General features: G+C 73.3%; 27 protein-coding genes and 1 pseudogene. 22 read left to right on the forward strand and 6 right to left on the reverse strand.

Annotated elements, in window-relative coordinates; all coding sequences use genetic code 11:
* Positions 1 to 18: 18 nt before the first annotated feature.
* Entirely contained in the window at positions 19 to 342 is a 324-nt protein-coding gene (locus UK12_RS04180; protein ID WP_045299607.1) for a hypothetical protein, read from the reverse strand.
* A gap of 524 nt (positions 343 to 866) precedes the next feature.
* Here UK12_RS04180 and UK12_RS42965 point away from each other — a divergent pair.
* The 9 genes and pseudogenes from UK12_RS42965 to UK12_RS04220 all read left to right on the forward strand — a co-directional run bounded on the left by UK12_RS42965 (position 867) and on the right by UK12_RS04220 (position 7,544).
* A complete protein-coding gene (locus tag UK12_RS42965) occupies positions 867 to 1,499 on the forward strand; it encodes an acetate uptake transporter (RefSeq protein ID WP_045299610.1) in 633 nt (210 codons plus the stop codon).
* Positions 1,496 to 1,804 (forward strand): annotated as a pseudogene (locus UK12_RS44930) (polysaccharide deacetylase family protein); the annotation flags it as partial. The gene UK12_RS42965 and the pseudogene UK12_RS44930, both read left to right, overlap by 4 nt.
* A 24-nt stretch (positions 1,805 to 1,828) precedes the next feature.
* Positions 1,829 to 2,116, forward strand: a complete 288-nt coding sequence (locus tag UK12_RS40875) for a hypothetical protein (RefSeq protein ID WP_052681514.1) — start codon at positions 1,829 to 1,831, stop codon at positions 2,114 to 2,116.
* A gap of 119 nt (positions 2,117 to 2,235) precedes the next feature.
* Complete coding sequence (locus UK12_RS04195) at positions 2,236 to 3,072, forward strand: AfsR/SARP family transcriptional regulator (protein ID WP_082119295.1); 837 nt, start codon at positions 2,236 to 2,238, stop codon at positions 3,070 to 3,072.
* Between the two features lie 39 nt (positions 3,073 to 3,111).
* Complete coding sequence (locus tag UK12_RS04200; RefSeq protein WP_052681518.1) at positions 3,112 to 3,840, forward strand: hypothetical protein; 729 nt, start codon at positions 3,112 to 3,114, stop codon at positions 3,838 to 3,840.
* Positions 3,840 to 5,261: an alkaline phosphatase family protein gene (locus UK12_RS04205; RefSeq protein WP_045299613.1), complete on the forward strand. Its 1,422-nt coding sequence runs from the start codon at positions 3,840 to 3,842 to the stop codon at positions 5,259 to 5,261. The genes UK12_RS04200 and UK12_RS04205 overlap by 1 nt, the downstream gene beginning before the upstream one ends.
* A gap of 204 nt (positions 5,262 to 5,465) precedes the next feature.
* Positions 5,466 to 5,837: a hypothetical protein gene (locus UK12_RS04210; protein WP_045299615.1), complete on the forward strand. Its 372-nt coding sequence runs from the start codon at positions 5,466 to 5,468 to the stop codon at positions 5,835 to 5,837.
* Positions 5,838 to 6,115: 278 nt separating this feature from the next.
* Positions 6,116 to 6,973 carry a polysaccharide deacetylase family protein gene (locus UK12_RS04215; RefSeq protein ID WP_045299617.1) on the forward strand — a complete coding sequence of 286 codons (858 nt, stop codon included), beginning with the start codon at positions 6,116 to 6,118 and terminating at the stop codon, positions 6,971 to 6,973.
* 127 nt (positions 6,974 to 7,100) lie between these two features.
* Positions 7,101 to 7,544, forward strand: a complete 444-nt coding sequence (locus tag UK12_RS04220; RefSeq protein ID WP_045299619.1) for a large conductance mechanosensitive channel protein MscL — start codon at positions 7,101 to 7,103, stop codon at positions 7,542 to 7,544.
* 23 nt (positions 7,545 to 7,567) lie between these two features.
* Here UK12_RS04220 and UK12_RS04225 read toward each other — a convergent pair whose 3' ends face one another.
* Positions 7,568 to 7,780, reverse strand: a complete 213-nt coding sequence (locus UK12_RS04225) for a hypothetical protein (RefSeq protein ID WP_045299622.1) — start codon at positions 7,778 to 7,780, stop codon at positions 7,568 to 7,570.
* 187 nt (positions 7,781 to 7,967) lie between these two features.
* Here UK12_RS04225 and UK12_RS04230 point away from each other — a divergent pair, with 187 nt between their 5' ends.
* The 7 genes from UK12_RS04230 to UK12_RS04255 all read left to right on the forward strand — a co-directional run bounded on the left by UK12_RS04230 (position 7,968) and on the right by UK12_RS04255 (position 12,529).
* Positions 7,968 to 9,026 (forward strand): MsnO8 family LLM class oxidoreductase, encoded by a 1,059-nt coding sequence (locus UK12_RS04230; protein ID WP_197084547.1) that lies wholly within the window; start codon positions 7,968 to 7,970, stop codon positions 9,024 to 9,026.
* A gap of 231 nt (positions 9,027 to 9,257) precedes the next feature.
* Complete coding sequence (locus UK12_RS04235; RefSeq protein WP_197084548.1) at positions 9,258 to 10,058, forward strand: GNAT family N-acetyltransferase; 801 nt, start codon at positions 9,258 to 9,260, stop codon at positions 10,056 to 10,058.
* An 85-nt stretch (positions 10,059 to 10,143) separates the two neighbouring features.
* The gene (locus tag UK12_RS44295; protein ID WP_082119281.1) at positions 10,144 to 11,079 is read left to right on the forward strand and encodes a lysophospholipid acyltransferase family protein; all 936 of its coding nucleotides are present in this window, start codon (positions 10,144 to 10,146) and stop codon (positions 11,077 to 11,079) included.
* 287 nt (positions 11,080 to 11,366) lie between these two features.
* Positions 11,367 to 11,708 carry a class I SAM-dependent methyltransferase gene (locus UK12_RS42980; protein ID WP_231591039.1) on the forward strand — a complete coding sequence of 114 codons (342 nt, stop codon included), beginning with the start codon at positions 11,367 to 11,369 and terminating at the stop codon, positions 11,706 to 11,708.
* Between the two features lie 7 nt (positions 11,709 to 11,715).
* Complete coding sequence (locus tag UK12_RS42985) at positions 11,716 to 11,994, forward strand: hypothetical protein (RefSeq protein WP_231591032.1); 279 nt, start codon at positions 11,716 to 11,718, stop codon at positions 11,992 to 11,994.
* Positions 11,995 to 12,027: 33 nt separating this feature from the next.
* Positions 12,028 to 12,303: a DUF6400 family protein gene (locus tag UK12_RS04250; protein ID WP_045299627.1), complete on the forward strand. Its 276-nt coding sequence runs from the start codon at positions 12,028 to 12,030 to the stop codon at positions 12,301 to 12,303.
* Complete coding sequence (locus UK12_RS04255) at positions 12,290 to 12,529, forward strand: hypothetical protein (RefSeq protein ID WP_045299629.1); 240 nt, start codon at positions 12,290 to 12,292, stop codon at positions 12,527 to 12,529. The genes UK12_RS04250 and UK12_RS04255 overlap by 14 nt, the downstream gene beginning before the upstream one ends.
* A 184-nt stretch (positions 12,530 to 12,713) precedes the next feature.
* Here UK12_RS04255 and UK12_RS04260 read toward each other — a convergent pair whose 3' ends face one another.
* Positions 12,714 to 13,946 carry an FAD-dependent oxidoreductase gene (locus tag UK12_RS04260; protein ID WP_045299631.1) on the reverse strand — a complete coding sequence of 411 codons (1,233 nt, stop codon included), beginning with the start codon at positions 13,944 to 13,946 and terminating at the stop codon, positions 12,714 to 12,716.
* Between the two features lie 81 nt (positions 13,947 to 14,027).
* Here UK12_RS04260 and UK12_RS04265 point away from each other — a divergent pair, with 81 nt between their 5' ends.
* From UK12_RS04265 to UK12_RS04285, 5 genes are all read left to right on the forward strand, one after another.
* Entirely contained in the window at positions 14,028 to 14,801 is a 774-nt protein-coding gene (locus UK12_RS04265) for a TetR/AcrR family transcriptional regulator (protein ID WP_045299633.1), read from the forward strand.
* Between the two features lie 459 nt (positions 14,802 to 15,260).
* Complete coding sequence (locus UK12_RS04270; protein ID WP_082119283.1) at positions 15,261 to 16,529, forward strand: glycosyltransferase family 4 protein; 1,269 nt, start codon at positions 15,261 to 15,263, stop codon at positions 16,527 to 16,529.
* Between the two features lie 8 nt (positions 16,530 to 16,537).
* On the forward strand, positions 16,538 to 17,689 hold the full coding sequence (locus tag UK12_RS04275; protein WP_197084558.1) for a glycosyltransferase: 1,152 nt from the start codon (positions 16,538 to 16,540) through the stop codon (positions 17,687 to 17,689).
* Positions 17,689 to 18,513: an SGNH/GDSL hydrolase family protein gene (locus UK12_RS04280; protein ID WP_045299637.1), complete on the forward strand. Its 825-nt coding sequence runs from the start codon at positions 17,689 to 17,691 to the stop codon at positions 18,511 to 18,513. Before UK12_RS04275 ends, UK12_RS04280 begins: the two co-directional genes overlap by 1 nt.
* 65 nt (positions 18,514 to 18,578) lie before the next feature.
* Entirely contained in the window at positions 18,579 to 19,136 is a 558-nt protein-coding gene (locus tag UK12_RS04285; protein WP_082119284.1) for a TetR/AcrR family transcriptional regulator, read from the forward strand.
* 107 nt (positions 19,137 to 19,243) lie between these two features.
* On the opposite strand, the gene UK12_RS04290 is transcribed toward UK12_RS04285, so the two are convergent.
* The 3 genes from UK12_RS04290 to polX all read right to left on the reverse strand — a co-directional run bounded on the left by UK12_RS04290 (position 19,244) and on the right by polX (position 22,844).
* The gene (locus tag UK12_RS04290; protein ID WP_045299641.1) at positions 19,244 to 20,638 is read right to left on the reverse strand and encodes an amidase; all 1,395 of its coding nucleotides are present in this window, start codon (positions 20,636 to 20,638) and stop codon (positions 19,244 to 19,246) included.
* A 9-nt stretch (positions 20,639 to 20,647) separates the two neighbouring features.
* The gene (locus tag UK12_RS04295; protein WP_045299643.1) at positions 20,648 to 20,833 is read right to left on the reverse strand and encodes a hypothetical protein; all 186 of its coding nucleotides are present in this window, start codon (positions 20,831 to 20,833) and stop codon (positions 20,648 to 20,650) included.
* Positions 20,834 to 21,101: 268 nt separating this feature from the next.
* On the reverse strand, positions 21,102 to 22,844 hold the full coding sequence (gene polX, locus UK12_RS04300; RefSeq protein ID WP_045299645.1) for a DNA polymerase/3'-5' exonuclease PolX: 1,743 nt from the start codon (positions 22,842 to 22,844) through the stop codon (positions 21,102 to 21,104).
* Positions 22,845 to 22,901: 57 nt separating this feature from the next.
* Between polX and UK12_RS04305 the strand changes: the two genes are divergently transcribed.
* Entirely contained in the window at positions 22,902 to 23,498 is a 597-nt protein-coding gene (locus tag UK12_RS04305) for a TetR/AcrR family transcriptional regulator (protein ID WP_045299647.1), read from the forward strand.
* Positions 23,499 to 23,610 lie beyond the last annotated feature (112 nt).

The raw sequence follows: 23,610 nt of genomic DNA on the forward strand, positions 1-23,610 counted from the left end.
GAGACGGGGGCGGGCGGGCTACTTCTTGGTCTGGTAGGAGACGCTGCGCGCCTTCACGGCGGTGGGACACTCGGCCTTGTTGTACTCCCACCGCCATCCGCTGGTGGCCGAACTGCCGTCCGCACAGTGCACGGTGGCCCTGACGTAGACGCCCATCCCGGCACACTTCGCATGGCCCCGGCCGGCTCCGGCGGGACCTGCACTGTCGAGCCAGGTGATACAGCCCGCAAGGCGGGTGTCCGCCGTCCCGGCGGCGGGCGCGGCGACGGCGGAGAGAGCCGGGACGACGGCGAGCACCAGCGCCGCAGTCGCCGTCCCCAGGATCTTGTCGAGGCTGAGCATGACGTGTTCTCCTTCCGGCGGAACGGACCGACACCGCCTGTCCGACGGCACCGGCACTTCCTGTCATGTCCACATGCTGGCCCGCCCCCGTGCGGCGCGGTATTCCCTCCCCGGCGGAATGGCGGGTTTCCCCCCGCTCGGCGGCCGAAACGGCGGCCGTCCACAGCGGCCCGGAGCTCCACGGTCAACGGCTTTGTCAGCACGTCGACTTCACCCGCGACCGGACCGCTCGGCCGACCACCCGGCCCGTGGCGGCCGTGCCCGCGCGCAGCGTCATCCCCCTCCCGCCGGACCGCCTTTCCCCCGAGCAGCGCTCAACGGTCCTGCGCCGCACGGTCGTCCGTCGAGCGGTCCACGATCGTCCGATCTACCCTGAAGGACGGTGGTCCTGCCGGCGTCCACCACCTCCGGTGGCCGCCGAAGCCCGACCTCCGTATCGCCCTCAGCGCCGCGTCCGCCCCAGCTCGACACCGGCCGACGGTCCGACTGGGCAGTGGGCGTCCGTGCTGCGGAAAGGAGTCATCGTGGCAGACGCCGACCGGACGGGTTCTGAGCCCGTCGCCCCGCCGGTCACCGCCCCGGCCCCGCCCTCCGCCACGGCGGATCCGGGTTCCCTGGGCCTGGCGGCCCTCGCCATGACCACCTTCGTGCTCAGCTGGTTCAACGCCGGGCTGATCAACGAGCGGGTCGGCTACGTGGTGCTGCCGGTGGCCTTCTTCTACGGCGGAATCGTGCAAGTGCTCGCCGGAATGTGGGAGTTCCGCCGGGGCAACACCTTCGCCGCCACCGCGTTCGCCTCCCTCGGCGCCTTCTGGCTCGCGTACTGGGGGTACGTCGGCGGCGTGGTGCCGCACCTGCTGCTGGAGCCTCAGCTGTACCAGGCCACCGGCCTGTTCCTGCTGGCGTGGACCCTCTTCACCGCCTACATGACGGTGGCCGCAACCCGTACCAACGGCGCCGTCCTCGGCGTCTTCGTCACCCTGACCCTGACCTTCCTGTTCCTGACCATCAGCGCGTTCACGCAGTCGACGACCTGGACCAGGATCGGCGGCTGGGTCGGCCTGGTGACGGCGCTGGTCGCCTGGTACGCCGCCTTCGCCATGGTCACCAACAACACCTGGAAGCGGACGGTGCTGCCGATCTGGCCACTGGACTGACCCTCCGGCGGGCCCGTACCGGGCAGCCCGTACGCGTTTCGGAGCCGACGGGCTGCCGGACGGGGCGCCAGACCAATGTCGCCAAGTACCCCTCCGTCGTACGCCGGGTCGCCGATGACGGGCACACCCCGGGCAACCACACCTGGTCCCACCCCGTCCTCGACGGCCTCCCGGCTGCCGAGGTCCGCGACCAGATCCGGCGCACCCAGGAGATCGTCACCCGGGTCGGCGGCAGACAGCCGGTCCTCTTCCGCGCGCCCGGCGGCCACTTCTCCCCCACCGCCCTCACCGTCTGCACCGATCTCGGACTGCGCCCGATCGCCTGGTCGGTGGGCCCGGAGGACTGGTCCAACCCGAGAGCCGACCGCATCGCTCAGCGGGTCCTCGACCACACCCGTACCGGCGCGATCGTCCTGAACCACGACGGCGTGCTCAGCAGCGACGCCGTACCGGAGCACGAGGGCCTCGCCGACCGCTCCCAGACCGTCGCCGCCCTGATGTCCTACCTGCCCCGCCTGCTCGACGCCGGCTACCGCTACACCACCCCCGACGCCCACCCCGGGCCCCCGGCCGCACGTCCGTCCCGCGCCGAGGCGCCCGGTCCCGGCACTGCCTGAGGCGGCTGCACCGGGGCCGGATCCGGCAACTCGACACGGCTCCGCGGGCGGCGGAGGATGGCTAGTGAACATGGCTGGAGCGACTGGCCGCTGTGTATCCGGATGGCGAGGTCTCGCCCATGGACCGTGGACGTGGGGGTGCCCAAGGCGCCGCCCAGGTGCAGGTGCCGGTCTCCGCGATCGCGGAATCGGCGCTCGGGTGCGCGTGGTCACCCGTGCACATCGACTTACTCGGCGGTTTCGCCCTGCGGGTCGACGAGGAGCCCGTCAGCGTTCCGGTGAGTTCCGGACGCGTACTGGCGTTCGTCACGCTCGGCTGCTGCCGGGCCGCCGTCCCGAGGTGCCTGATCGCCGGGACGCTCTGGCCGGACGCGGCCGAGCACTGTGCGTTCGCCAACCTGCGGGCCGCCCTCTCCCGGCTGGGCGGTACGGGCAGGCGGGCGCTGGAGATCGGACCGGCCGAGCTGCGGCTGGCGGCGGAGACCAGCGTCGACCTCCACCGGGCCCGCACCCTCGCCCGTCGGCTGCTGGACCGCAATGCGCCGGCCGGCCCCGGAGACCTCGACCTGGCGGCCGTCGCCGACCTCTCCGCCGATCTGCTGCCCGGCTGGTACGACGACTGGCTGCTGCCCAGGGCGGAGGAGTGGCGCCAGCTGCGGCTCCACGCCCTGGAGATCCTCACCGAGCGGTTCATCGCCGCCCGGCGGCACGGCGAGGCAGTCGCCGCCGCCCGTGCGGCGGTCCACGCCGACCCGCTGCGGGAGAGCGGCCAGGCCTGCCTGATCCGGGCGCACCTGGCCGAGGGCAACCCGTCCGAGGCCATCCGGAACCTGCGGCACTACGAACAGCTTCTGCACCGGGAGCTGGGCCTCCACCCGACGCCGCGGCTGCACCGGCTCCTGGCGCAGGCGGTCGCGCCGTCGTCACACCGCCGTCACGCGGGCCGCGCAGAGTGAGAGCGGAGCGAACCCGCCCTGCGCACGGCTGGAGGAGCAATGCCGAACGTCAAGATCGAAGTGACCAACGAGAGCCACACTCTCACCGACGCCGAGGTGGAGGCGGTGGTCCCCGCCCTGCAGATCCAGGTCAGCCGGGACGTCGCACCCGTGTGGGGAATCGACGCCGAGCTGTCGTACGTCGCGCCGAAGGCGCTCTCCCCCCAGGCGTGGTGGCTCGTGGTACTGGACAACTCCGACCAGGCCGGCGCCCTGGGCTACCACGACCTGACCTCGAACTTCCTGCCACTCGGGAAGGTGTTCGCGGGCACCGACAAGCAGTTCGGCCAGCAGTGGACCGTGACGGCCAGTCATGAACTCGTCGAGATGCTCGGCGATCCCGAGATCAACCGGGTGATCTTCGACCAGCCGACCGCCACCACGGGCAAGCTCTACGCCCTTGAGCTGTGCGACACGTGCGAGGCCGAGACCTACGCGTACAAGATCGACGGCACCATGGTCAGCGACTTCGTCCACCCCGCGTGGTTCCAGCCGACCCGCACGGCCGCCGACGCCCAGTTCGACCACGGCGGCCACATCAAGAGCCCCCTCGAACTCCTGCCCGGCGGCTACATCGGTGTCTTCGACGTGGCGGCCGGCACCGGGTGGACCCAGATGACCGCCGACGTCATCACCGCCGCCTATGCCATCCGGCCGCACGTCGGCAGCCGCCGTGAGCGGCGCCGCACACCCCGCGACCAGTGGCTGCCGAGCGACCGGAACACCTGATGTCCGACACCGACCGCCTTTCGGCCGTCGAGCACGTGGTGATGCTGATGCTGGAGAATCGCTCGTTCGACCACATGCTCGGATTCCTCTACACCGACCAGGGCAACGTCTCCCCCGCCGGGCAGCACTTCGACGGGCTGACCGGCCGGGAGTCCAACCCGGACGAGAACGGGAAGACCGTCACGGTCCGCCGGATCGAGGCCACGGACCCGCACCCCTACTTCATGCCGGGCGCGAACCCGGGCGAGGGCTACCGCCCGACCAACGCACAGCTCTTCGGGGCCCTCGACCCGCCGTCGCCACCGGTGGCGACCATGCAGGGCTTCGTGACGAACTTCGCCGACACCCTGGTACTCAGGGCCCACCAACCCCACCCGGTCATCCTCCCGGGCACCGTCGCCGACGACATCATGGCCTGCTTCACCCCCGAGACGCTGCCGGTCCTGTCCACCCTGGCCCGCGGCTACGCGGTGTGCGACCGCTGGTTCAGCTCGGTACCGACCGAGACCCTGCCGAACCGGTCCTTCGCCTGCGCCGCCACCAGCCAGGGGCACATGGACGACCACACCCACACCTTCACCTGCCCCAGCATCTTCGGCCGGCTCAGCGACCACGGGGTGGCCTGGAAGGTGTACGGCTACAACAACCCACCGCTGACCAGCGGCAACTTCCCCGACATCCACAGTGCGTCGACCGACCACTTCGGGCTGTTCACCGACTTCAAGTCAGCCGCCACGGCCGGCACCCTGCCCGCCTTCACGTTCCTGGAGCCCAGTTGGCAGGCCACCGGCAACAGCGAGCACCCGGTCGGCGACGTGGCCCTGGGCGAACAGCTGATCAAGGAGGTCTACCGGACCCTGCTCGGCGGCCCGGCCTGGAACCAGACCCTGCTCGTGCTCACCTACGACGAACACGGCGGGTGCTACGACCACGTCCCGCCCCCGGTGTCGAGTGCGCCTCCCGGCGACGGCACCGCCGGCGAGTTCGGCTTCGGCTTCACCCGCTTCGGCGTGCGGGTCCCGACCGTGCTGGTCTCCCCGCTGATCGCCCCCGGCACCGTCTACCGGGCACCCGACAGCGCGGCGCCGCTGGACCACACCAGCATCCTGCGCACCCTCGAACGGCGCTGGTCGCTGCCGGCGCTCACCGCCCGCGACGCCGCCGCCACCGACCTCGGACCGGTGCTCACCCTCGGCACGCCGCGCACCGACGACGTCCTCGCGGCCGTCACCGCACCCTCCTCGGCAGCGGTCAACCCCGCAGCAGGCGAGGTCTCCCATCTCCAGCGGGTGTACGCCGACCTCGTCGCCCGCCAGCTCATCCCGGGCCAGGAGGCCGGGCCCGAACTGCCGATGCCGGAGAAGTCCACCCCGCAGGCGTACGCCGACTTCATCCAGGCCCACGTCCCGGCACACCCGTAGGGCTCCCCGGCCCGGCCCCCGGACGCCGGGCCGGGGCACAACAGGCCGCGCCGCCGGGCCCTTCCTGACCTGCTATCAGGTGATAGCGTGAGGGGTGTGGAGGCTCAGATGAGCCTCCGGAGGGGCCGGAAGGTCCGCGCCGCGTTCCTGGGCGGCGCAACAGCACGAGTACGGGGGCCTGTTGGACGGGATCGAGGGCGCGGCGTGATCCTGCACGTCGATCTGGCCTGGATCCTGGAGGTCACCGAGCGGGCGGTTCCGGGCGACCCGGCGCCGATCGACTACGGGGTGGCCATCGCCGCCGTCGAACGCCACCGTGCCGTCGTCACCGGACAGGACGTCTACGACGGCCCCATCGCCCGCGCCGCGGCCCTCACCCACACACTGGGCCGGCTCCCCTGGCTGGAACACTCGAACCTGCGCGTGGCCGTCGCCGTCGCACACGGCTACCTGACGGCCAGCGGGGTGCAGGTCAGGCTCGACCAGGAACGCGTCACCGCCCTGGCCACCGCGCTCACCCGGCCCCGCGCCACCGTCGCCGACATCGCCACCGTCCTGAGGACCTGGCGGACCTGACGACCGGTCGGCAGGCCCGGGCGCTGCGGGACAGCGCCGTCCGGCACCCGCCGACCGACCGGTTGCCGGGTCCGGCTCGGCCGCCCGACGGTCTGCCGGCAAAAGAAGTCAAAGACCAGGCCAAGAAATCGGAGCGGGGACAACCGATCCTGACCGGTCCACGTCGATGGGGATGGGTGGCGGCGAGGCGTTCGTGGAGTGGCAACGGCGCGGCCCTTCGTATACCGAGTCGGACACGGCCACCGCCCCGACGACCCACCTGGAGGAGAGGCCCCACCATGGCAGAGCAGCGCACGGAACAGCCGGGCGACCGAAGCGAGTTGACCCGGCGGCGACTGATCAGGCTGACGGTCGGCGGGGCCGCGGTGTTCGGAGCGGCCGGCGCGCTGGCGGCCTGCAGCAGTTCGTCCGGCCCCGCCGCGTCGGCTCCGCCGCCGACCGACAGCCCCGCCGACTCCTTCTCCCCGGCCGCGACGGGCGAACCCCCGAACGTCTCCGGCCTGCCCAACCCCTCGTCCTCCCCGGTACCGGCGCGCACCAAGCCCGTCTTCAAGGTGCACGACCTGCTGCCGAACGCACCGTCCAACGCGGTCGCGCTGACCATCGACGACGGGCCGAACCGGATCTACACCCCGGAGGTCCTCCAGCTGCTGCGCAAGTACGACATCCGGGCGACGTTCTCGGTGGTCGGCAGCGAGGCCCATGCCGACAAGGACCTCATCCGGCGGATCGCCGCGGACGGGCACACCCTCGCCAACCACACGATGACCCACCCGCAGCCCTTCTCCCGGCGCAGCACGGCGCAGATCGAGCAGCAGATAGCCGACACCCAGTCCGTCCTCGTGGACGCCGGGGCCCCCGAGCCGAAGCTCTTCCGCTCGCCCGGCGGCGACTGGTCCCCGGCGGTGTTCGCCGCCGTCGCCAAGTACGGCATGACCCCCATCGACTGGGACGTCGACCCGAGGGACTGGGCGCGTCCCGGCACCAAGACGATCACCGAGAAGCTGCTGTCCGCCAAGCCGGGTGACATACTGCTCTGCCACGACGGCGGCGGCAACCGCACACAGACCGTCGAATCGCTGCGCACCGTGCTGCCCGCGCTCAAGGCCAAGGGCTACACCTTCGTCACGCTGTGACCACTCCCCGACCGGTCCCGGTCCCCCGGTCGGCACCGCTCCGATTGCGGGCCGGGGCCGGATCGGCTCGCCTGTACCTGGGGCCGAGGCGTCCCGAGGAACCGGCGGAAGCGGACGAGGAGCGGCCATGCTCAAGGGTTTCAAGAACTTCGTGATGCGCGGCGACGTCGTCGTGGTGGCGGTGGGGCTGATCATCGCGCTGGCGTTCAGCACCCTGATCAAGGCGTTCACGGACAGCATCATCAACCCGATCATCACCCGCGCCCAGGGCGGCCACTCGACGGCGCTCGGCTGGCAGCTGGGTGCCCCCGGGAACGCGGCGACCTACGTGGACATGGGTGCGTTCATCTCCGCGCTGATCTACTTCCTCATCTTGGCGGCGGTGGTCTATTTCCTGATCGTCGTCCCGTACCGGATCTTCCAGCGCCGCCACGGAATCACCGTCTTCGGTGACCCCGTACCGACCAAGACCTGCCCCGCCTGTCTCTCCGAGGACATCCCGGCGGGCGCGTCCACGTGCCGCTACTGCGGGACCGCGCAGCCGTCGGCCCCTGGCCGGACCGTCGCCTGACGCGGCGCTGCTCGACGGCTGCGTCAGGCCGCTTCGAGGTCCTTCGGTCCAGCCTCCCACTCCAGGCCGCCGCCGAGCGGGCGGACGAACACCCGTCGGCGCAGCAGTCTGCCGCTCTCGCTGTCGTGCTCGACCAGTTGCCCGGCGATCGTCCCGATCCTGCCGTCGCGCCGGTCCCTGACCCTGGTTCCGAACCCGGGATGGGGCGGACTGCTGACCGAGACTCCTATCGGCATGAACCCCTCGCGCCTGCCTTCCCACGTTCGTCCGGACCGCTGGTTGTCGGCCATCGTGCCCGCCGGGTGCGGGCACGCGGGCCCCTTTCAGACGAACTTAAGGTGCCGGACGAACTTGAGGTGTCAGACGAACTTGAGGTGGGAGTGCCCGCCGCAACGGTGTGGGCGTCTCGCCCTCCGCTCGGGAATGCGGGCGGAGGCGGTGGGTGTTGGGGCCGGTGTGACCACTGCAACGCCTGCGATCCGGCTCTCGGTGCTGGACCGTTCCCGGACCAGGCAGGGGCAGGACCCGCCGCAGGCGCTGCGGGACACCGTGGCCTTCGCGCAGCAGGCGGAACGGCTCGGGTACCACCGGTTCTGGGTGTCGGAGCACCACGGTGTGCCGGGGGTGGCGGGTTCCGCGCCCACGGTGCTCGCCGCGGCGGTGGCTGCGGCGACGACGCGGATCCGGGTCGGCACCGGCGGCGTGATGCTCCCCAACCACCAACCGATGGTGGTGGCCGAGCAGTTCGGGGTGCTCGCCTCGCTCTTCCCCGACCGGATCGACATGGGGCTCGGCCGCTCGGTGGCATTCACCGACGGCGTGCGCCGGGCACTGGGCCGGGACAAGGACGCCGCCGATCACTTCGCCGACCAACTGGCCGAGCTGCTGGGGTACTTCGACCCGGCACCGCGCGCCCGCACCGGCGTCCGTGCCCGGCCCGCCGAGGGCCTGCACGTCCCCGCCTTCGTGCTGGCCACCGGGGCGGGCGCCGACATCGCCGCCGACGCCGGACTCCCGCTGGTCGTCGGCGGGTTCCGCAACGAGGACAGAATGCTGGCCGCGCTCGACCGCTACCGCACCCGGTTCCGGCCCTCCGCGCAGGCCGCGGAGCCCTATGTGGTCGTATCGGGCAGTGTGGCGGTCGCCGGGACGGCCGAGGAGGCTCGGAGCCTGCTGGTCTCCGAGGCATGGTCGAGTGCGTACGCCCGTACCCACGGGGAGTTCCCGCCGCTGGCCCCCGTACCGGAGATCCTGGCCCGGGAGATGAGCCCGCGCGAGCGCACCGCGTACGAAGCGGCGCTCGACGGGCACATCGCCGGTACGCCGCAGGAGGCCGTGGCCGACCTCCGAGCCCTGATGGAGCACACCGGGGCCGACGAGTTCCTGGTCACCACCAGCACCTACGACCGGGTGGCGCTGCTCGACTCCTACCGACTGCTCGCGGCGGCGGTGCGCCCGGAACCGGACCTCACCGGGCAGTGACCTCGCGGCCGTACGCCTGCCACTGACCCGGGGAACCGGCGTCCCGGCCCGCCCGGGAACCGGCCGACGTGCGCCCGATCGGCAGTCGTTCAACGGGTGCACATCTCGACTCCGTCAGCTGGCAACCCCGAGGCCAGCCGGCCCGGGGAAACCTACAGGGAGCAAGCCCTCGTCAGCCCGACGACCACGGGACTCGATCTCCTCTGCCCTTACAGCCACGGAGAGTTCGCCATGACCACTGTGCCCGCCGTCAGTTCGCCGATCCCCGCCCAGCACGTCCCGGCCGCATCGCGGCAGCGGGAACTGCCGGGCTACTCCGTCTCCCTCGCCCGGGACGAGGCCGATGTCCGCGCCGCCCAGCGGCTGCGCCACCAGGTCTTCGCCGAGGAGATGGGGGCCGTGCTCGACAGCCCGGTCCCCGGTCTGGACGTCGACGCCTTCGACGAGTACTGCGACCACCTGCTGGTCCGGGAACGGGCGGGCGGAACGGTGGTGGCCACCTACCGGCTGCTGCGGCCGGCGCAGGCCGTCCGGGCCGGCCGGCTGTACTCCGAGACGGAGTTCGACCTGTCGAACCTGGCCGGCATCCGCGGCGACCTGGTCGAGGCCGGCCGCTCGTGCATCCATCCGGACCACCGCGGCGACGGCGCGGTCATCAACCTGCTGTGGGGCAGCATCGCGCGGTACCTGGTGGACAGCGGCAACACCTGGATCGCGGGCTGCTGTTCGGTGCCGCTGGCCGACGGCGGCAGCACCGCGGCGGCGGTCTGGGACACGGTCTCCGCCAGGCACCTCGCGCCCGAGGAGTACCGGGTGACCCCGCACCGGCCGTGGGATCCCACCGGCGTTCCCCGGCCCGCGCGCGCCACGCTTCCGCCCCTGCTGCGCGGCTACCTGCGACTGGGCGCCCAGGTCTGCGGGATGCCCGCGCACGACCCCGACTTCGGCGTGGCGGACCTGTACGTCCTGCTGTCGCTGGAGCGGACCGACCCGCGCTACCTGCGGCACTTCCTGTCCGGATCGCCCGCGTGAGCGAACCGGCCGACAGAGCGGGCGGCGGGGCGGGGGGCAGACCTGCCGACGGGGCGGGCGGGGCAGCGTGACCGGGTCAGGAGGTGTGAGTGGCTGGCTGCCGTCCGCGCCCTGCACGCCCGAGTCCTGTGTGAGCCCGCCGGGGCCGGTGGTGGGCGCCTGGCGCCGACTGCTGCGGGCTGCGGGCTGCGCGTCCGTCCTCGCCGTGGGTGTCGCCCTCGCCCCGGTCGTACGCGGCCGGGGCCGAGGGGTGAGCGAGCGGCTGGTCCGCTGCTGGGCCCGCACGCTCGTCGTCTCGCTCGGGGTCCGGCTTCGGCCGACGGACGGCTCGGCGAACGGGCCGGCGGACGGGCCGGCGGCCAGGTCGACGGAGGGGTCGGCGGACGGCGGCGGGGCACTGCTGGTGGCCAACCACGTCTCCTGGCTGGACATCCTGGTGATCGCGGCGGTGCTGCCCGGCCGCATGCTGGCCAAGACCGAGGTGCGGAGCTGGCCCGTGCTCGGCCCGCTCGCCGCGTGGGGCGGCACGATCTTCATCGACCGAGACCGGCTGCGCGCGCTCCCGGGCACCGTCGAGGAGATCGCTGCGGCGCTGCGCCGGGGCGAACGGGTGGTGGTGTTCCCCGAGGGCAGTACCTGGTGCGGCCGGAACGGCGGCCGGTTCCGGCCCGCGCTCTTCCAGGCGGCGGTCGAGGCCGGGGCCGCCGTCCAGCCGGTGACGGTCCGCTACCGGCTGGCGGACGGAAGCCCGACTACCACACCGGCGTTCGTCGGCGAGGACGGACTGCACTCCTCGCTGCGCCGGGTGGTCGCCGTCCGGGGCCTGGAGGCGGAGGTACTCCCGCTGGCGCTCATCCCCGCCAGGCAGCACCCCACTCGGCGCACCCTGGCCCGTGCCGCACAGTCGGTGGTGGACCGCCACCGCTTCACCGCCTTCGGCAACTCCTACGGCGGCTGCGCCGCCCAGGCCGCTCCGGGGCACCTCCACCAGGGCCGCGACCGCGAAGGCTCACCGGGCTGACGGCGCGAACGCGCCTGCATCCCCGGTGAGTTGGCAAGGTCAGGGCCGGGGCCGGAAAGCCCGAACGACCGGCCTCCCGTGGCGTCACGCACTACGGTGAGGGACATGCCCGAATTCTCGGCGAGAGACCTCTACGACGGTCTTGCCGCCGACTACCACCCGATCTTCCGGGACTGGGATGCGAGCATGGCCTACCAGGCCAGAGCACCGGACGGGCTCATCCGCCCACGTCTGGGGCAGGACCGCACACGATCCTGGACTGCTCCTGCGGGATCGGCACCCAGGCGATCGGGCTCGCCCGCAGCGGGCACGAGGTCATCGGCCGCGACCTGAGCCCGGTCGCCACTTCCCAGGCCGCTGTCCATGCTGCCGCCCGTGGCACCCGGCTCCCGGTGGCTGCGGCAGACATGCGCGCGCTGCCGTTCAGGCCGTCCGCCTTCGACGTCGTCCTCTGCGCCGACAACTCGCTCCCGCACCTGCTCTCGGCCGACGACCTCCGGACGGCCCTCCTCGGCATGCGACGGGTGCTCCACAACGACGGACTGCCGGTGATCACGGTCCGCGCCTACGACGAAGCCCGCCGGACCCACCCCACGGCGACATCCCCCCCAGCTCGCGCAGGCCCCTGACGGCCAGGTGATCACGTTCCAGCTCTGGCACTGGCACGACGACGGCGAGCGCTACGACCTGGATCACATCCAGCTCGTACCGGCGGGGAACACCTGGAACGTCCGCGTGCGCCGGACCACCTACCGGGCACTGACCCAGCGGCAGTTGACAGAGTTCGTGGCCGACGCCGGCTTCACCGACGCCACCTGGCACACCCCGGCCCCCAGCGGCTTCCACCAGCCCGTTCCGACCGCACAACGCGCCTCCTCGGCGCCGCAACGGGCGGCGTGGCCGGGAACACATTGACATGCAGGTAAGCCTTGCCTAACCATGACGGGCATGTCTTCGAACACCGCCCCCTCGACCGATCCGACGCCCGAGCTCACAGCCTTCGACCTCGACCTGACCACCTGGGAGACCCGCCGCCGGGCCGAGGTCGTGGCTGCGCTCGGGCCGGACTGGGATCCGGTGGCGGTACTGCAGGGCGAGGAGGAGGCGTACGCGCTGCTGTACTCCGGACTCGACGCGGAGCAGCAGCGGGTGTACGCCGAGCTCGTGGCAGCCGGCGTGCTGCCCGCAGCGCCCGGAGCGGGGCCGCGTCGTGCTGCCCATTGATCCGCAGGCGGACATCGGCCGCCGCGCCTGGGTGGCCTGTCCGAACTGCGACGACGCCCGGGACTGCGCCCCCTGCGGGGAGCGGCGCAACTGCGGCGACCACTGGCGCTACCTGATCGCCAACACCGGCAGCGTGCTGTACCTCCAGTGCCCGGGCTGCACGCACGTCTGGGACCACGAGACCGGCTTCGGCGCCACGCGGGGCCCCGGCGCCCGGGCGTGGTAGAGACGCCCGCAGATGCCCGCTGGTGGGCGCGCACGCTGAGCGAACCGCACGGTGACCACGGCATCGCGGCGGAGCGTCAGGCGCTCTTCGCCCTCCGCCGGGAGTGTCCGGTCAACTGATGTGACACTCCTCCGAGTTCGACGCCCCTGAGGCCGGCGCCGCGCCCGTCCGGGTCGGGCAGCCGTCACGCGCGCGAGGCGGGCCGGCGGGCGAAGGCGGGGGCGTGTTCGGGGCGGGGACCGAGGGCGATGAGGCGGGTGGGGATCTGGCGCAGGCCCGGGAGGTAGCGGGTGGCGAGGAGGAGTTGCGGGGGCGGACCGACCCGGCGGCCGGAGAGGGTGGCCTCGGAGATGGCGGTGTGCAGGAGCCGCTGGAGGCCCTGCAGGACGACCGTCGGGGCCCAGCGCCGCCGCTGCACCCGGGCCAGGTCGGCGGTGGTCACCCGGCCGTGGCGCAGTGGCCCGGCGAGCAGGGTGGCGGCGGCGACGGCGTCCTGGATGGCGAGGTTGATGCCCACCCCGCCGGCCGGGGACATCGCGTGGGCGGCGTCGCCGATGAGCAGCAGCCCGTCGGCGTACCAGCGGTGGAGCCGGTTGAGCCGGACGTCGAGCAGGTGCAGGTCGTCCATGTCGCGGATGTGGTCGACCCGGTCCGCGTACCGGGGCAGCAGCCGGGCGATCCGCTCGCGGAAGCTCTCGACGCCCTCGGCCCGGAGCCGGGCGTCGGAGCCCTTGGCGGCGAAGTAGGCGATCTGGAAGTAGTCGTCGCGGGTGAGGCTGAGCGCGAACTCGCCGGGTTCGAAGGCGGCGAGCAGGTTGGGCGGGACGGCCTGTTCGGCGGCGTGCCGGGGCAGCCGGAACCACCAGGTGTCGAACGGGACGGCGAACTCCCTCGGCACCAGGCCCGCCGCCCGGCGCAGCTCCGAGTTCCGGCCGTCGGCGGCGATGGTGAGGGCGGCGCGGAGTTCGCCCTCCTCGCCGTCCTGGGTGCGGTAGCGGACGCCGGCGATCCGTCCGCCGTCCCGGATCAGACCGGTGGCGGCGGTGTTCATCCGCAGGGTGAAGGCGGGCTCCCGGCGGGCCTCCTCGGCGAGGAAGTTCAGCAGGTCCCACTGCGGGATCATCGCGATGTAGTTGTAGGGCGCGGGCAGCCGGTCGAAGTCGGTGAGCCGGACCAGGCCGCCGTCCGGGGCGGGTACCTGCATGTCGCCGAGGCGGCTCTGCGGCAGTGCGCCGAACCCGGCGCCCAGGCCGAGTTCGTCCATCAGCCGCACGGTGGACGCGTGGACCGTGTCGCCGCGGAAGTCGCGCAGGAAGTCGCCGTGCTTCTCCAGCACGGTCACCTCGACGCCGGCCCGTGACAGCAGCAGGCCGAGCATCATGCCGGCCGGTCCACCCCCGGAGATGACGACGCTCATGGGACTCTCCTCAGTCGCGTGGAACTCCTATGAATAAAGTCTCTGGAATGGTGTCAGGTGTCAAGTAGTACGCTGTTCCATATGCAGGATCTGGTAGCCGCGGCACTCGCGGCGGCGAAGGAACGGGGCCGGGACGTCGCGGACGTCCCACTGACGGCGATCGCGGCGGCGGCCGGCATCTCCCGCAGCACGCTGCTGCGCCGGCTCGGCGGCTCCCGGGCCGCACTGGACGAGGCCGTCCGGCAGGCGGGCGTGGACCCGGGCGGGCGGCCGCCGGTCCGCGATCGCGCGATCGACGCGGCGGCCCGGCTGGTCTCCGAGCGCGGCCTGGGCGGGGTCACCCTGGACGCGGTGGCGGAGCGCGCCGAGTGCTCGCTGCCCAGCCTGCACACCGTCTTCGACGGGCGGGACGGCCTGCTCGCCGCGGTCTTCGAACTGCACGGCCCGCTCCCGGACGTGGAGGCCCTGGCGGCCGACCCGCCGGAGCGCCTGGAGGACACCGTCCGGGCGCTCCACCGGAGCTTCGTGGCCTCCTTCTCCCGTGAGCCGCGGATCGTCCCCGCCGTCCTCGGGGACCTGCTCAGCCGCCCGGACGGGCCCGCCGCCCGAATGATGGCCGCCAACTTCCCGCGCCTGCTGGACGGCCTGAACCGGCTGCTGCTGCCGCACATCGAGGCCGGACGGCTGCGCCCGCTCCCGCTGCCGGTGCTGATGCAGCTCCTGCTCGGCCCGATGGCCATGCACCTCCTGGTGCGCCCGGTCCTCGCCCCCGCCCTGGGCCCCGCACTGCCCTCGGTCGAGGAGACCGCCGAGCTCTTCACGGAGTCCTACCTGCGGGCGGTCGCCCTGCCGTAGCCAGGAGCCGGGGGAGACGGCGCTGCGCCGGGTCTCCGCGAGGTGGACGTCGATGGACCGGGCGCGGGTGTCCGGGCCGATGCCGTAGCGTTCCCCGCCCCCCCTTGGCGAAGGCGGGCAGGCTGCGGAACGGCGGCGGCTGCGGTGTGTCCAGGATGTGCTGCCGCCAGCCGCGAAACAGTCCAGTCGCTGACCGCAGCGGCGAGGGTCATCCACGAGTGGGTTACCGGCCGCTGCCGGGTGGCCGCCGCCGGGGTGGCCCTCCCGTCACGGCCGGAGGGGCGGCGCGGGCCGGGCCGGGCCCGATTGGCACGGCACGGGCCGGGCCGGGCCCGATTGGCACGGCACGGGCCGGGCCGGGTCCGATCGGGGCGGCGCGGGCCGAATAGCTGGATTCCGTTCGCACATCCGAAAGATCCCTTTGGCCGACTGCTCGCTCCGCCCGGCAACAACAAGGGCATGCGAGTCGCCATCGTCACCGAGTCGTTCCCTCCCGAGGTCAACGGCGTCGCCCACAGTGTGCTGCGGACTGCCGAGCACCTGGTCCGACGCGGCCACCAGCCGCTGGTCATCACCCCCGCCCCACACCGGGGCGCCGCCTGCCCGCCGCAGGCCTTCGGACCCGCCGACGGGTCAGCTGCCGCAAGGTCGTTCCCGGTGGTCCGGGTACCGTCCGTCCCGCTTCCCGGCTACCCGCAGGTGCGCATCGCGCTGCCCAGCCGCCGACTGGCCGCGGCCATCGCCGGCCACCGACCCGAACTCGTCCACCTCGCCGCCCCGTTCGTGCTCGGAGCGCGGGCGATGCGGATCGCCACGCGGCTCGGGCTGCCGGTGGTCGCGGTCTACCAGACGGACCTCGGCGGCTACGCCCGGGCTTACCCGGCCGGTCGCGGGCTCGGCGAGGCCGCCGCCTGGCACCGCATCAGATCGGTGCACGGTGCGGCGACCCGCACCCTCGCACCGTCGACCACCGCCGCCCAGGACCTCACCGCCCACGGCATCCCACGGGTGAGCCTCTGGCCGCGCGGCGTGGACTCCGTCCGGTTCCAGCCAGGCCACCGGGACGAGGCGCTGCACCGCGCCCTCGCACCCGGCGGTGAGACGCTGGTCGGCTACGTCGGCCGGCTCGCCCCCGAGAAGCGGGTCGACCTGCTGGCCGGGGTGTGCGGACTGCCCGGCGTCAGGGTGGTGGTGATCGGGGACGGCCCCAGCACCCCGGCCCTGCGAGCCGCCCTGCCGGGCGCGCTCTTCCTCGGCCGCCGCACCGGGGAGGAACTCGCCCGGTACTACGCCACCCTGGACCTCTTCGTGCACACCGGACCGCTGGAGACCTTCTGCCAGACCGTCCAGGAGGCGATGGCCAGCGGCGTGCCGGTGGTGGCCCCGGCGGTCGGCGGGCCGCTGGACCTGGTCGGCCACCACCGGACCGGTCTGCTGGTGGCGCCCCGGGACGGCACAGCGCTCGCCCGCGCCGTCGCCGAGCTGGCGGCTGATCCCGCCCGGCGCGCGGCCTACGGCCGAGCCGGTCGGGCGGACGTCACGGCCCGTACCTGGGAAGCCGTCGGCGACCGGCTGCTGGAGCACTACCGGGCAGCCCTCGCGGCCCACCACGGCACGGCGGGTCCCGTCGCGCCTCCGCCGTCGCCCCGGACAGCGCCCCAGCCGTCGGCCGCCTCTGCGGCTCCAGCTGCTCCGGCACCGGCACTCTCCGAGGAGCAGCCGGCATGACCGTGCCGCTGCGCATCGTCCGGGTCGCCAACTTCGTGACCCCGGTCTCCGGTGGTCTGCTCACCGCTCTCCGGCATCTCGGCGCGGGCTACCTCGCGGCCGGGCACCAGCCGGTCCTGGTCGTGCCCGGTGCCCGGCACGGTGACCGGTGGACGGATCAGGGGCGGGTCGTCACCCTGCCGGGCCCGGCGATCCCGGGCAGCGGCGGATACCGGCTGCTCACCGACCGGCGGGCCGTCGCGCGGACCCTGGCAGAGCTGGCCCCCGACCGGCTGGAGGTCTCGGACCGGACCACCCTGCGCTGGACCGGGCGCTGGGCCCGCTCGCACGGGATCCCCTCGGTCATGGTCTCCCACGAGAGCGCCGCCGGAGTCCTCGGCACCTGGGGACTGCCCGGAGCCGGGGCACGCGCGCTCGCCGACCGGCTCAACGCCCGTACCGCGCGCGAGTTCGACACGGTGCTGTGCACCACGGCCTGGTCCGCGGCCGAGTTCCGGCGGATCGGCGCCCGGAACGTCGTGCAGGCCCCGCTCGGCGTCGACCTGGCGCTGCTGCACCCCGCCAGGTACGACCCGGCCGTGCGAGCCCGGTACGCCGACCCGGCTCAGGTGCTGCTGGTGCTGTGTTCCCGGCTGTCGGCCGAGAAACGGCCCGACCGGGCACTGGACGCGCTCGCCGAACTGCGCCGTCGACAGGTGCCGGCCGTACTGGCGGTGGCGGGGACGGGGCCGCTCCGGCGGCGCCTGGCGGCCAGGGCCGAGCGGCAGCGCCTTCCGGTCCGCTTCCTCGGCCACCTCGCCCGGCGCGAGGAGCTCGCGGCGCTGCTGGCCAGCGCCGATGCCGTCATCGCCCCGGGGCCGGTCGAGACCTTCGGCCTGGCCGCCCTGGAGGCCCTGGCCTGCGGGACGCCGGTCGCGGTGAGCCGCTCCTCCGCGCTGCCGCAGATCGTCGGCCCGGCAGGTGCGGTGGCGGACGACACCGGGGTCGGGTTCGCCCACGCCGTACGGGAGTTGCTGGACCGGCCGGTCGACGAGCGGCGGGCGGCCGCCCGGGCCCGCGCGACGGGTTTCGGCTGGGAGGCGGCCGTCACGGCCTTCCTCGCCGTCCACGGTGCACCGGTCTCCGCGGCCGGTGCACCACCGCCGGCCGGACACCCCTGATGGCCGTGCGGTTCGCAGCCCTCGGTGACTCGCTCACCGAGGGCGTGGGCGATCCCGCACCGGACGGCTGGCGGGGCTGGGCCGCGGTGCTGGCCCCGGCGCTGTCCGACGGTCCGGTGGACTTCCACAACCTCGCCCGGAGCGGCGCCCTGAGCAGGGATCTGACGGACAGTCAGCTTGCTCCGGCAACTGCCGTCCGACCGCACTTCGCCGCTCTCGTGATCGGCGGCAACGACACACTCAGGGCCGGCTTCGACGTCGGCCGGACGGCGTGGCACCTGGACGCCACGATGCGCGCGCTGCACGCCGACTCCACCGTGCTGCTGACCGCCTGCCTGCCCGACCCCGGCCGCCTGCTGCGCCTCCCGCCGCCACTGGCCGACCCGCTGGCCCGCCGGATGAGGGCGGTCAACACGGTGGTGCACGAGCTCTCCGCACGCTACCGGGCCGTCCATCTGCACCTGGCCGACCTGCCGTGGTGGACCGACCGGGCCCTGCTGAGTGTGGACCGGCTGCACCCCAGCGCGGCCGGCCACCACCTGATCGCCCGCGACTTCCATGCGCTGCTGGCCGCAGCCGGGCACCACCTCGGCCCGCCCCCGGTCGCCGAGCCGTTCACCCGGGCGCCGAGCCGCACGGCGGACCTCTGGTGGATGGCGACCCGGGGCACCCGCTGGGTCGCCGCACGCTGCACCGACCTGCTCCCGGGACTGCTGCTCCTCGCCGGAACCGAGTCCCTCCACCGCCTTCGCCGCACCACCGCCCACCTCGACGTCCAGTCGACCCGGGCGACCAGCCTGGCCCTGGCCCGCCTCCAGCCGTAGGGCCCTTCGGGCCGGGTCCAGTCGGCCGCCCGACTGAAGCAACGATTGTGCGTTAAGGTGCCTGAATGAGTGTGTCTGGAGCGCGCCCCGGCGGGCGCAGTGCCCGCGTGCAGCAGGCGGTGCACGCGGCCGTCCGCGAGCTCGTCGAGGAGCGCGGCCGGGACGGTCTGACCATCCCGGTGATCGCCGCCCGGGCGGGTGTCACCCCGTCGACGGTGTACCGCCGGTGGGGCGACGTGCACGAGCTGCTCTCCGACGTGGCGGTCGAGCACCTGCGCCCCGACTCGCCCCCGGAGGACCTGGGCTCCCTGCGCAGGGACCTCGACGCCTGGGCCTGGCAGTTCCTCGAGGAGATGTCCTCCCCGCCGGGGCGGGCGTACATCCGCGACGCGCTGACCGGCGACCCGGACGGCGGGAACGCCGGTCAGTGCTCGGAGTACGCGGCCCAGCAGATCGCGGTCATCCTCGACCGGGCCGCCGGGCGGGGCGAGCCCGTGCCGGAGCTGGAGAACGCCATGGACCGGCTGGTGGCGCCGATGATGTACCGCATCCTCTTCCGCCCGGGGCCGTTGACGGCCGAGTACGCACGCGGGTTGGTCGACACCGTACTGCCCCGGCCCTGAACCTGAGCCCGGCGCACCAGGACGGGACCAGGACAGGGCCGCAACAGGACCGGCGCGGGACCGGAACGGGACCAGCACTGAGCCCCGGCATCCGGGACCAGCGGCCGCTACAGCGGCGCCAGCACCCCGGCCGGCCGGTGCCCGCCCTCGTGGGCGGCGCCGATCCGGACGAGGGTCGCCTCGCCGAGCGGCCGGCCGATGAGCTGCATGCCGATGGGGAGCCCCTGCCCGTCGAGGCCGACCGGCAGGGCGAGCGCCGGCAGGCCGGTGAGGTTCGCCGGCGCGGAGAGCCGCACGTAGCTGTCGGAGACCGGCTCCCGCACACCGTCCGGCCACTCGATGACCTCCTGACCTGCCCGCGCGGCCGTGGACGTCACCGCGGGCGCGGCGATCACGTCGACCCGGTGGAACAGTTCGAGCCAGGCCGCCCGCATCAGGGTCCTCGCGCGCTGCGCCCGGATGTAGTCGGTCGCCGGGACGAACTCCCCCGCCTCCAGCAGCAGTCGGACGTCCTCGGTGTACAGCTCCGGCACCGCGCGCAGGGACGCCTGGTGGTAGGCGGTGGCCTCCGGTACCATCAGCCCCCACTGGGTGGGACGGACGTACTCCGCCATCGGGATCTCCACCGGAACGGCTTCGGCGCCGAGCGCGGTCAGGTCGTCGACAGCAGCCCGGACCGCCTCCTCCACGGCCGGCTGCACCCGGTCGAAGTAGTAGTTGACGGGCACCCCGACGCGCAGGCCCGTCAGGTCGCCGCCGGGCCCGCACCCGTAGTCCTCGGCCGGTCGGTCGATGCTCGCCGGATCGCGCGGGTCATGGCCGGCGAGTGCCCCCAGCACCAGACCGGCGTCCCGGACGGTCCGGGTGATCGGCCCGACGTGGTCGAGCGACCACGACAGCGAGGCCACCCCGTGCCGCGACACCAGGCCGTACGTCGGCTTCAGCCCGACCGTCCCGGTCAGCGCCGCGGGGATGCGGATGGAACCGCCGGTGTCGGTGCCGATCGCGAAGGTGGCCGTGCCGGAGGCCACCGCCGCCGCCGAACCGCCGCTGGAGCCGCCCGCCAGATGGCCGGTGGACCAGGGGTTGCGGGTCTGCGGGGTGGTCGTCCCGTACGCGAACTCGTGGGTGTGGGTCTTCCCGACGAGCACCGCACCGGCCGCGTGCAGCCTCGCGGTGACGGCGGCGTCGGCGGTGGGCACATGGTCGGCACGGACCAGGGAGCTCGCGGTGGTGGGCACACCGGCGGTGTCGACCAGGTCCTTCAGCCCGAAGGGGATGCCGTGCAGCGGCCCCCGGTACAGGCCGGCCGCGATCTCCCGTTCAGCCTCGCGGGCGGAGCGCAGCGCGGCGTCGGCGGTGACGGTCACATAGGCATTGACCTCGGGGTCCACGGCGGCGATGCGGTCCAGTACCGAGCGGGTGAGCTCCACCGGCGACAGGGATCGGTCGGCGAGGGCACGGGCGGCCTCGGTGAGGGAGAGTTCGTAGGGCTGGGTCACGGTGCTGTCCTAACCGGCGTCGAAGGCCGAGGCTGGGGCGGTGTCCCCGAGGGCCAGCCCGTCCAGGGTGCGGAGTACGTCGTGGATGGCGTTCACGGTCGCCGTCACGGCGGGCAGGCGGTCGGGCGGCAGCGGGAGTCCGGCGCGTTCTGCCAGCCGGGCGATGTCCGCGGGTGCCAGGTCGGTGGTGGCCACGGCAGGTCCCTTCCGAGCGCGCCGGGTGTGCGGCGGGATGCCTCGACGCCCAGCTAACGCTCAATCTTTGCGTTACTGGAGACCATAACAACCCCATCATCACTAACGCAAATTCTGAGCCTTTATGAACCCCGCAGAACAGCCCGACGCCCGTCGCCCGCATCCTCCCGGACGGCAGCAGCTCACCCTTCCCCCGTCTCGACAAGGCGCCGGCGAGGGAGCCCTGACGGGCGATCGGCCCGACGACGGAACACCTGGCGGCCGGCGCTCAGACCCGCTTCCCGCGCAGGAAGCCCTGCAAGCGCCGCAGCGGCCAGGTGTTGATCACCTCGTCCTTGCCGAGCCAACCCCGCTGAGCGGTGGCGATGCCGTAGCGCAGGTTCGCCAGGTGGACGGTCGAGTGTGCGTCGGTGTTCACCGCGAAGCGGACGCCGTGCCGACGGGCGGCCAGGATCTGCTCGTCGCCGAGGTCCAGGCGCTCGGGTGAGGCGTTGATCTCCAGCGCGGTGCCGGTACGGGCGCAGGCCGCGTAGACGGCGTCGAAGTCCGCGTCGATGGCGGGCCGGCGGCCCAGCAGCCGGGTGGTGGGGTGGCCGATGATGTGCACGTACGGGTTCTCGCAGGCCCGGATCAGCCGACGGGTCTGCGTCTCGCGGTCGGCGCCGAAGTGGGAGTGGATCGAGGCCACGCAGAGGTCGAAGCCGGCCAGGAACTCCGCCGGCCAGTCCACCCCGCCGTCCGGGCCGATGTTGAGCTCGGTGCCGTGCAGGACCCGCATTCCCCGGTAGTGGCGGTCCAGTTCGCGTATCCGCTGGCGCTGCACCAGCATCTTCTCGTCCGTCATCCGCTGCATCGCCAGGTCGGGGGCGTGGTCGGTGACGGCGCAGTACTTGTAGCCCCGGTCGGCGGCCGCCTCGAGCATCTGCTCCAGCGTGGCCAGGCCGTCGGTGAGGTCGGTGTGGGTGTGCAGGTCACCCCGGATGTCCTGCTCGGTGACCGGTTCGGGCAGCTCGCCGGCCGGCGCGGCGTCGATCTCGCCGCGGTCCTCCCGCAGGGTGGGCGGGATCCAGGGCAGCCCGAGCGCCCGGTACACCTCCTCCTCGGTCGCCGAGGCGACCTTGGCACCGCTGCCGGCCTTCGCGCCGCTGCCGACCTCGAACAGGCCGTACTCGGAGAGCCTGAGCCCGGCCTTGACGGCGCGGCTCCGGAGCCGGATGTTGTGCGCCTTGGAGCCGGTGAAGTAGACCATCGCCGCTCCCCAGTCCTCCGGCGGGACGACCCGCAGATCCACCTGCACGCCCTGCACCGTGCGGACCGAGGTCTTGGTGGCGCCCCGGACCAGCACCTCGGCGACGTCCGGGAGGCCGGCCACCGCCGCCATCAGCGGCGCCGAGTCCTCGGCAGCCGCCAGCACGTCGAGGTCGCCGATCGTCTCCCGCATCCGCCGCAGCGATCCGGCGTACGCACAGCGCAGGCAGCCGGGAACGTCGGCGAGTGCCGCGACGATCTCCTCGGCCTGCTCCAGCGCCACGTTGAGCAGCACCCGGCCGCCGCTCTGCCGCAGCACCTCGATGCCGTGCACGATGTTCTCGGCCGTGCGCTCGCCGAGCCCCCGCAGGCCGCCCAGGCGCTCGGCCTTCGCCGCCTCCAGCAGTTCCTCGACCGAGGAGATGCCGAGCTCCGCGTGCAGCAGTGCCGCGGTCTTGGGGCCGACGGTGGGGATGGCCATGATCTCCCGCACGCCGGGCGGGACCTTGGCGCGGAGCTTCTCGACGGCCGCCACCCGGCCGGTGCCCAGGTACTCGGTGATCTTCTCCGCGGTCGACTTCCCCACCCCGGGGATCTCCTGGAGCCCCTTGAGGTCCAGGCCGCCGATGTCCTTGTGGTAGCCGCCGACCGACCGTGCCGCCTTCTCGTAGGAGCGCGCTCTGAAGGCGTCCCCGCCGGTGAGCAGGATGAGGTCGGCGTACTCCTGGAGCAGCGCGGCGACCTCGTCGTTGAGCCGGGCCATGGGGCCAATTCTAGGAGCGCTTGACAGCACCGGGCATGCGGAATGAATATTCATTCCGTGACGTCCAGGAAGCCCGACCTCGCCCGACTCCTGATCGACAGCGCGATCGCACTGTTCGCCGAACGCACCTACGAGGGCACCCAGATGCCCGCCGTGGCGCAGCTCGCCGGAGTCGGCGTGGGCAGCATCTACCGGTACTTCCCGAGCAAGGAGGCGCTCGGCAACGCCGCCTTCCAGCACGCCAAGCGCGAACTGCTCGACCAGCTGGCCGAGGCGCTCGCCGAGGGCGGTCCCGCCGGGTCGACCCGCGAGGAGTTCGGCCGTTTCTGGCGCGGCTTCACGCGCTACGCGGGCGAGCACCCGGCCGCCTTCGTCTTCCTGGAGCACCAGCAGCACGACACCTTCCTGGCCCCCGAGAGCCAGGCCCTGGCCGCCGAGATCGACGCCCTCGCGGCCGACTTCATCGCGCGCGGCCAGCAGGCCGGCGAGATCCGCGACGGGGACGCCGGGCAGCTGGTCGCGCTCGCCGTGGGGGCGTTCACCGGCCTGGTGAAGCTCCACCGCACGGACGGGCTCGCCGGGCTGTCGGCCGAGGCTCTGGGCCGGGCGGAGGAGGCCGTCTGGGACCTGCTGCACCACACGGCCGGGGCGTGACCGCCGCACCAGGCCCACCCGCCCTTCGGCGCACCGACCGAGAACGACCGACCACCACCGACTGCCTCAGTTCACCCGGCCGGGCCGGGCTACCCACCTCCAGGAGTACGGG

The sequence above is a fragment of the Saccharothrix sp. ST-888 genome (genome assembly GCF_000955975.1).
Lineage (GTDB): Bacteria > Actinomycetota > Actinomycetes > Streptomycetales > Streptomycetaceae > Kitasatospora.